General features: G+C 66.5%; 9 protein-coding genes and 1 pseudogene. 4 read left to right on the forward strand and 6 right to left on the reverse strand.

What is annotated here, in order from left to right:
- Positions 1 to 231: hypothetical protein (locus tag EET13_RS02170; RefSeq protein ID WP_211189010.1), on the forward strand; the 231-nt coding region annotated here is incomplete at its 5' end.
- 32 nt (positions 232 to 263) lie between these two features.
- Here EET13_RS02170 and EET13_RS02175 read toward each other — a convergent pair.
- From EET13_RS02175 to EET13_RS02190, 4 genes are read right to left on the reverse strand one after another with little or no spacing between them, the layout of a single operon-like run.
- The gene (locus tag EET13_RS02175; protein ID WP_122440753.1) at positions 264 to 2438 is read right to left on the reverse strand and encodes an acyl-CoA dehydrogenase family protein; all 2175 of its coding nucleotides are present in this window, start codon (positions 2436 to 2438) and stop codon (positions 264 to 266) included.
- A gap of 33 nt (positions 2439 to 2471) precedes the next feature.
- Positions 2472 to 3428: a 2-hydroxyacid dehydrogenase gene (locus EET13_RS02180; RefSeq protein WP_122440754.1), complete on the reverse strand. Its 957-nt coding sequence runs from the start codon at positions 3426 to 3428 to the stop codon at positions 2472 to 2474.
- A complete protein-coding gene (locus tag EET13_RS02185) occupies positions 3419 to 4555 on the reverse strand; it encodes an alpha/beta hydrolase (RefSeq protein ID WP_122440755.1) in 1137 nt (378 codons plus the stop codon). Before EET13_RS02185 ends, EET13_RS02180 begins: the two co-directional genes overlap by 10 nt.
- Entirely contained in the window at positions 4536 to 5144 is a 609-nt protein-coding gene (locus EET13_RS02190; RefSeq protein ID WP_122440756.1) for a TetR/AcrR family transcriptional regulator, read from the reverse strand. The genes EET13_RS02185 and EET13_RS02190 overlap by 20 nt, the downstream gene beginning before the upstream one ends.
- Before the next feature lie 92 nt (positions 5145 to 5236).
- Here EET13_RS02190 and EET13_RS02195 point away from each other — a divergent pair, with 92 nt between their 5' ends.
- Both EET13_RS02195 and EET13_RS02200 read left to right on the forward strand, forming a co-directional pair.
- The gene (locus tag EET13_RS02195; RefSeq protein ID WP_122440760.1) at positions 5237 to 5821 is read left to right on the forward strand and encodes a VOC family protein; all 585 of its coding nucleotides are present in this window, start codon (positions 5237 to 5239) and stop codon (positions 5819 to 5821) included.
- Complete coding sequence (locus tag EET13_RS02200; RefSeq protein WP_122440757.1) at positions 5818 to 6366, forward strand: hypothetical protein; 549 nt, start codon at positions 5818 to 5820, stop codon at positions 6364 to 6366. Before EET13_RS02195 ends, EET13_RS02200 begins: the two co-directional genes overlap by 4 nt.
- Here EET13_RS02200 and EET13_RS02205 read toward each other — a convergent pair.
- Positions 6299 to 7018 (reverse strand): TetR/AcrR family transcriptional regulator, encoded by a 720-nt coding sequence (locus tag EET13_RS02205; protein ID WP_122440758.1) that lies wholly within the window; start codon positions 7016 to 7018, stop codon positions 6299 to 6301. The two genes, EET13_RS02200 and EET13_RS02205, sit on opposite strands and share 68 nt — an antisense overlap.
- An 81-nt stretch (positions 7019 to 7099) precedes the next feature.
- Between EET13_RS02205 and EET13_RS02210 the strand changes: the two genes are divergently transcribed.
- Positions 7100 to 8011, forward strand: a complete 912-nt coding sequence (locus EET13_RS02210) for an oxygenase MpaB family protein (RefSeq protein ID WP_122440759.1) — start codon at positions 7100 to 7102, stop codon at positions 8009 to 8011.
- A 102-nt stretch (positions 8012 to 8113) separates the two neighbouring features.
- Here the strand turns inward: EET13_RS02210 and EET13_RS02215 are convergent.
- Positions 8114 to 8309, reverse strand: a pseudogene (locus tag EET13_RS02215) (PE-PGRS family protein); the annotation flags it as partial.

Genomic DNA, 8309 nt, shown 5'->3' on the forward strand with positions numbered 1-8309 from the left:
AGGGGCGGGCAGCTGTTGGGTGCCGGCGGTGCCGGCGGAGCCGGGGGCGACGGCGACGCCGACGGAGCCGGTGGTGCCGGCGGGGCCGGCGGCGTCGGCGGCAACGCCGTGTTGATCGGCAATGGCGGCAATGGCGGCAACGGCGGGACCGGCGTCACCACCGGCGGCTCGGGCGCCGGCGGAACCGGTGGACTCCTGCTGGGCACGGGCGGGCTGCACGGCTTGCCGTAGCGGACTCACCCGTTGGCACCGCGGTGGCGGTGTTATGGGTCGCGGGGAAGGCCCAGTAGCCGTTCGGCGATGATGTTCAGCTGCACCTCCGACGTGCCGCCGTAGATGGTGGTGGCCCGGCTGGCCAACAGGTACTCGCCCCACTTGCCGGGCAATTGGTCAGGGTCACCGATCGCGGCATCCGTGCCAAACGATGCCACCGCGAATTCCGCGTAGCCCTGCCCGGTGCGCATCGACAACAGCTTGGAGATCGCCGCCGACGGCATGGCGTCACCCCCGGCAATCGTCAACAGCGTGGACCGTAGGTTGAGCACCTTGACCGCATGACCCTCGGCGATCAGCTGGCCGGCGCGGTGGTGGGCGACCTGGTCGAAATGGCCGTCGCGGACGAATTCGACGAATTGCGGCAGGGTAGCCAGGAAGTTGGCGTCGCTGCTGCCGATCGACACACGTTCGGCGGTCAACGTGTTGCGGCTGACCTCCCAGCCCCGGTTCACGTCACCGAGCACCAGCTCGTCGGGGACGAACACGTCGTCGAGGTAGACGGTGTTGAACATCGCGTGACCGGTCAGTTCCCGCAGCGGCCTAACCTGCACGCCTTGGCTTTTCATGTCCAGCAGAAAATAGGTGATGCCGCTGTGCTTCGGCGCGTTCGGGTCCGTCCTGGCTAGTAACGCGCCGTAGTGCGCGAACTGGGCGGCGGTGGTCCAGATCTTTTGACCGCTGATGCGCCAACCGCCCTCCACCCGGGTCGCTTTGGTGGTCAGCCCGGCTAGGTCCGAGCCGGCGCCGGGCTCGGAAAACAGCTGGCACCAGATCATTTCGCCGCGGAAGGTAGGCGGCAGGAAGCGCTGCTTCTGCTCTTCGGTGCCGAACGTGACGATCGACGGGACGACCCAGTTGGCGATACCGAGCTGCGGCCGCTTGACCCGGCCGCTGGTGAACTCCTGGGCAATGATGATCTGCTCGACCGGGCTGGAAGCGCGCCCCCACGGCTTGGGCAGATACGGCAGCGCCCAGCCGGCCTCGGCAATCGCGACCCTGCGTTGCTCGCGCGGCATCGCTTTGAGGGCGGCTACCTCGGCCCGAATCTCGGCCCGCAGTTTCTCGGTGTCGGGGTCCAAGTCGATGTCCACGGGCCGCATCCCCGTGGTGGTCGCGGTGTCCACCACCCGCTGTGGGTAGGTGGTGTGGCGGCCGAAGCAGGCGGCCAGCATCAGCGCGCGGCGGTAATACACGTTCGTGTCGTGCTCCCAGGTGTATCCGATGCCGCCGTGCACTTGGATGCAGTCCTGGGTGCAGCGCTGGGCTGCGGCCGGCGCCAGGGTTGCCGCCACGGCGGCGGCGAACTCGACGTCCGGGCTGCCCTCGTCTAGGGCGCGAGCGGCATCCCACACCGCGGCGGTGGCGCGTTCGGTGTCGGCGATCATCTCGGCGCACTTGTGTTTGATCGCCTGGAACTGGCCGATCGGCCTGCCGAACTGTTCGCGGATCTTGGCGTAGCCGGCGGCAGTGTCGGTGGCCCAGCGCGCCACACCGACGGCCTCGGCCGAAAGCAGGGTCGACATCAGCGCGTGGGCGGCGGTCATGCTCAGATTGCTCAGCACGACGTCGTCTGTGACCTCGACGGCGTTGGCCCGCACGTGTGCGATGGGCCGCAGCGGGTCCAGGCTGCGGACCGGCTCGATTTCGAGCTGCTCGGCCCGCAGTACTACCCACTCCTCACCGCTGTCGATGGCCACCGGCAGCACGAGAATGGCCGCCTGAGCCGCCGCGGGAACCGCGCGGACCTCGCCGCGGATCACCAGGATGTCACCCTGACGGGTGGCGATCAGCCCGGAATCCAGCGCGTACGCGGCAATGGCCACCCCGGTGGCCAGTTCGGAAAGCACCTTGGCCTCGGGGTCGTGCACCGCAATCAGCGCGCTGGCAATGGCCGACGGGACGAACGGTCCGGGCACCGCCCCGTGGCCGAACTCGGCCAGCACCACGGCCAGCTCGAGGATGCCGAATCCCTGACCGCCCACCGATTCGGCCAGGTGTACCCCTTGCAATCCTTGTTCGGCGGCTGCCTGCCAGTACGCCGGCGGGTTCGCAACCGGGGTTTCTAGAGCAGCATGCAGCATCTCAGATGGCGCCACCCGCGCCACCAGCGAGCGCACCGAATCGGCGAGGTCTTGATGTTCACGGGTGATTGCGATCGGCATTGTTCGCCTTCCCTTGCGTGAGTTCCTTCCAAGCTAACAACCGGTGGGTTGGTTGACCAGGTTGGCCAACGGCTGCCCGTCGCGCAACCGCCGGCAATTCCGGACGGCCTCGGTCAGATAGCGCCGCATCGTGTCGGCGGTGTACCAGCTGACATGCGGTGTCAGCACGACGTTGTCCAGCGTTAGCAGCGGGTTGTCGGGCGCAACCGGCTCAGTGGCGAAAACGTCTAGCCCCGCAGCGGCCAGCCGCCCCCTGCGCAACGCGGCCACCAGGGCGCCTTCGTCGACCACGGCCCCCCGAGACGTGTTCACCAGCACCGAATCCGGCTTCATCCGGGCCAACGCTCCGGCGTCGATCAGCTGCTCGGTGTCGGTGGTCAACGGCACGTGCAGGGAGATGACATCACTGGTGGCCAACAGTTGCGGTAGCGGCCGCCAGCCGGGCCGCCCGTCGTCGCGGGTGCTCGTGTGCAGGACGGTGGCCCCCATCGCGGCGACAATGGCCGCGACGCGTTTGGCGACGTTCCCGTAGCCGATCAACCCGACCGTGCAACTGCCGATATCGCGCACTGTCTCGCCCAGTTGCGGGTTTGCCGGCCAGCCGCGATCCTGGCGCACCGCCGCATCGAGCGTCGGTAGCCGGCGCAGCGCGGCCAGCATCAGCAGCACCGTGCCCTCGGCGACCGAGGGAGCGTTGGCCCCCGGCATATTGGCCACCGCGATACCGCGCCGCGTCGCCGCGGCCACGTCGATGGTGTTCACCCCGGCGCCGAATTTGTGCACCAGCCGCAGCCGGGGTCCTTGCGCCAAGTCGTCACCCGTGAGTGGGCGAAGCACATGCCATATCACTTCCGCTTCGTGCAGTTCGCGGTAGAAGCCGGCGTCGTCATTGTCTGCGCACCATCGGATGTCGAGCCAATCACGTTCCGCCGCAACGAGATCAACGACCTTATCGCCGGGTGTGAAGTGGGCGAGAACTCTTAGCGCCACCGCTCGCCGATCCAGTTGGCGATGGTGTCGGCCTGCTCGTCACGCGCACCCGGGGTGGTGAAGTAGTGGTCGGTGTCGATCGAATTCCGGGACTTGTCGGTGCTGGCGAGCGCATCGTAGATGCGTTGGGCGTCAGAGGGAAACACTCCGGTGTCGGCGTCGGCGTTGATCACCAGCGCCGGGCAGATGATGCGGGCCAAGTGCGGCTCGGCGCGGGTCTGGGCCTCCCGCAGACTCCACATGCCCAGCCAGTTGCGCAGTGTGCAAGCCGCGGCGATGCCATGCGCGGAGCGGTTGGCTTTCAGCGGCGTGCCCGCGTAGCACGAGTTTGGCTGACGTTTGGTCGGTTCGATGGTGGCGTCGACCATGCGCGGGTCGGCCCAGGTTCGCATCACGGCAAACGGCCGATCCGAAAAACCTGCGGCGCGTATCCGTTTCAGCTCGGCTTGCGCCCATTCGGTAATGCGCTCGTTGCGCGCTACCTGAGCGGCGCGATATCGGACGAGAAACTCGGGGGAGTAGGGCGGTCCGTTGTCGGTGTTGAACAGGTCCAGATCGGGATCGGTTGCCACCGGGTCATTTTCGTCGACGACGGCGGCGTCCATCCAGGCGGTGAGCACATCAGGGCGGCCGGGGTGGGCGGCGGTGGCGACGTAGCCGTCGGCAGTGGGCAACTCGGTCACCCCGGCAGCCGGGCGCATATCGTCCAGCGGTGTGACGTTCGGGTCGACGGCCTGTGACTGATAGGCGGCCATCAGCGACCCTCCCCCCGAATTACCCAGTAATATCACCGTTTCCACGTCCTTGACCTCGCGCAGCCAGCGCACCCCGACGCCGATGTCGACCAGTGCGTGGTCGAGCAGAAAATTGCTTTCGAAGCCGCGAAACCTGGTGTTCCAGCCCAGAAATCCGACGCCTCGGGTGGCCATGTACTCGGCGAGGTAGTGCTCGGAGAAGTCGATCTGGTAGTGGGTGGCGATCATCGCCACCGTGGGTTTGGTTCCGGCGACGTGGTGGTAGAGGCCCTGGCACGGGTATCCGCCGGCACCGGCGCGTCCGGCGGTCGGCGACGGCAAGCCGACGAATTCGCGAGCTACATTGGGCAATTCAGCGAACCTCCTCGCCATAAATGGCCCGGTAGTAGATGTTGGCCAGGGTACGAATGCAGGCCTGGTCGTCGGGTTCTCTGGCACGGGCACCGCTGAGCTGCAGGTAGCAGAACTGGTTGAACATGGCCACGATCGCCTCGGCGACAAGCTGGGGGTCATCGCCGGGGCAAAACCCTTGCGACTGGGCGCGCTGGACCGTTTCGGTGATGAAAGTAATTGGAATCGAGCATATCTCGGACCAGTATTGCGCGAAGTCGTCGTTGACCATCGCCAGCTGCGACACGCTGATCATCTCCGCGAGCCGGTTGCGGTAGGTGTGCCAGTGCGCCGCCGCGGCCTCGTATGCGCGCTCACGGTTGGACAGGCCATGCCGGGTCACGGACTGGGCACGCTCGTTGGCTTCGTCGCGGAAGAACAGTGCCCACTGACGCACCATGGCTTCCTTGGAGTCGTAGTAGTTGTAGAAGGATGCCGTCGATCGGCCGGCCTCGGCGGCAATGTCGGCGACGGTCGTGGCCAGGATTCCCTTGCGCGCGATAACCGTTCGAGCGGCCGTGTCGATCGCCGCGTGGGTCCGCCGGCCGCGGTGCGTCGGAAACACGGACACCGGGCGCACCTCCTCTGGAGCGAAACTGAACCTGATGTTAGATTCATATTTACGTCTTAGCCAGGGGTCGGGGGACCGATCGGAGTCGCATGATGATCAAGCCGCACAACACCAATACCGAGTTCCAACTCGGCGGAATCAACCACGTCGCGCTGGTGTGTTCGGACATGGCGCGCACCGTGGACTTCTACAGCAACATCCTGGGCATGCCGTTGATCAAGTCGCTCGACCTGCCCGGCGGCCAGGGACAGCACTTCTTCTTCGACGCCGGCAACGGTGACTGCGTCGCGTTCTTCTGGTTCGCCGCCGCGCCTGATCGGGTACCGGGCATCTCCTCGCCCGGCGCCATCCCGGGGATCGGGGACATCACCAGCGCGGTGAGCACCATGAACCATCTGGCGTTCCACGTTCCAGCCGAAAAGTTCGACGCGTACCGGCAGCGGCTGAAGGACAAAGGGGTGCGGGTCGGTCCGGTGCTCAATCATGACCACAGCGAGATGCAGGTCTCGGCGACGGTGCATCCGGGGGTGTACGTGCGCTCGTTCTATTTCCAGGATCCCGATGGCATAACCCTTGAATTTGCTTGTTGGGTAAAGGAATTCACCGAGAACGACACCCCTGCCGTCCCCCGGGCGGCGGCTGACCGGCGCCCCGCGGCGGTGACTAGCAAGCCGTGACTGACGGCATTTTGAGCGACGACCAGATCGCCGCATTGAGTCCAGAGCAACGGCGAGAGCTCATTTCCCGGCTGGAGCGGCCATTGGGTGAGTTGGTGGATGAGACCACCCTCGCGCGCACGCGGCGCATCCGGTTGCGTCTGGTCATCGGCTGCGCTCTGATCCTGATTCCGTGGACGGTGTTTCTGGGGCTGACCTTGCCGGCCGACTACGTCGCGAACAACTGGCCGGCAACCTGGGTGGGTTTCGATATCCTGTTGGTCGGGTTCATGACGGCGACGGCGGTACTGGGCTATCTGCGCCGCCAGCTGTTGCTGCTCACCGCGTTCACCACCGGGGTGCTGTTGATCTGTGACGCCTGGTTCGATTTGATGACAGCCGGGCCGGACGAGCGGTGGTGGTCGGTGCTCACCGCGATCTTCCTCGAGCTGCCGGTGGCCATCGTGATGATCATCAGCGCGCAGCGCATCATGCGCCTTACCCTCGCGCGGCTCTGGTTGATCCGACCCGGGACGCGGTTATGGCACCTGCCGCTGTTTCCGTGAGGTGGTACAGCCTCGGGTTGGCGAGTTCGTCGAGCAACGATGCGAGCTGGTCCACGAGCTGGTCCGGGTCGAGTTGTAGGCTCCCGGCGAGCCAGGCGCTGATGGTCTGACCGACACCCCCGACGACAAAGTGCGCGCCCGCTTTGATGTGCTCGTTTGCGGGGATGCGCAGCGCGTTACCGGCATGCTGACCGGACAACATGGCGAACAGCGCGCTGGATTCGGCACGCTTGCGCATTACCACGGGATTGGCCAGCTGAGTGCTGAACAACAGGCGACCGATACGCGCGTCGCCGGCGATGGCCCGCACCACGTTGGCCATCCCGGCGCGAGCCTGCTCGCGTGCCGGCACCGCCGCTACCGCGGCCTGGGTGGTGGCGGCCAGCTCGGCGACCACCCAGTCGAACACGCCGCTGACGAATTCGTCTTTGTCCGTGAAGCTTTCGTAGAAGTAGCGGGCGGAAAGGCCGGCTCGGCGGCAGACGCCGCGGACCGTGAGCTCAGTGATGTCGCCGTCGTCGCAGCCCAGCAGGTCTAAACCGGCGTCCAGGAGTTGACGACGGCGCGCCGCCAATCGCTGGGCCGCCTCGACGCCGCGGTACGGACGTGCGGAGGGTTCGACTGAACCGGAGTCTGGGGCCACGGATGCCATCTTGACACCAGGGCGAGGATTCGGACAAGATCAGGAAACGGCTGTTAGCACAATTTGCGGGCCGGCTCGGCAGGAGGACGTATGGTGGCAACTTCCGCTGCGGTTCGCCAGCCCATTTCCCATGTCGAACGTCCGGTGGCCGACCCACCCCGGCCCGGGCGGGCCAGGCGCGGGCGGTCGTCCGCCACCGAGGACAACTTGATGGGTATCGCGCTGCTGGCCGGTCCGGCCAACGTCATCATGCAGCTGGCGCGACCCGGCGTCGGCTGCGGCGTGGTGGAGAGCCGGGTCGAGAGCGGCCGTTTGGACCTGCACCCGATCAAGCGGACGCGCACCACCTTTACCTATATCGCGGTGGCCATGGCCGGCAGCGACGAGCAGAAGGCCGCTTACCGCCGCGCGGTGAACCGGGCGCACGCTCAGGTGTACTCGACATCCGAAAGTCCGGTGCAGTACAACGCGTTTGACCCCGAGTTGCAGCTGTGGGTGGCGGCATGTATGTGCAAGGGCGCGGCCGATGTGCACCGCATCTTCGTCGGCGAACTGGACGACGCTGAGGCCGAGCGACATTACCGCGAGACGATGGCGCTGGCCACCACGCTGCAGGTACCCCCGGAGATGTGGCCGCCCGATCGAGCTGCTTTCGACCGGTATTGGCAGGAGTCGCTGAACAAGGTGCGCATCGACGACGCCGTTCGCGACTACCTGTATCCGATTGCCGCAGCCCGGATACTGGGTGTGCCCGTACCCGGCGTGCTGCGCAAGGTTCCGGAAAGTATCGCCCTGCTGATCACCACTGGCTTTCTGCCACAACGGTTTCGCGACGAGATGCGGTTGCCCTGGGACGCCGGCAAACAGCAGCTCTTCGATCGGTTGATGGCGGTGATAGGAACGGTGAACGCCATGATGCCGCGGGCCGTTCGGCAGTTCCCCTTCAACCTGATGCTGTGGGACCTGGACCGACGGATCAAGGCCGGGCGCTCGCTGGTGTAGCGGGCGACAGCCCGGCCTTGAGTGGCGACCTTGTTTGGGTGCTTGCCCACCAATGCCGGCATTGCTCACGAAACCACGCTTGCCGTAGCGCAGCCCGTCCGGCTAGGCCAACCCGTTCAACCCGTCCGCGCCGACCAGCCCGCCGGTGCCGCCGGTGCCGGCCTTGCCATTGGTCGCAGCCTTCCCGCCGTTACCGCCGTTGCCGCCGTCGCCGACCAGGACGGCGTTGCCGCCGTTGCCGCCGTTGCCGCCGGTGCCATTGGTCGGTCCGGCGTCCCCGCCGGCGCCGCCATTACCG

The sequence above is a fragment of the Mycobacterium attenuatum genome (assembly GCF_900566085.1).
In the GTDB taxonomy this organism is placed as follows: Bacteria; Actinomycetota; Actinomycetes; order Mycobacteriales; family Mycobacteriaceae; genus Mycobacterium; species Mycobacterium attenuatum.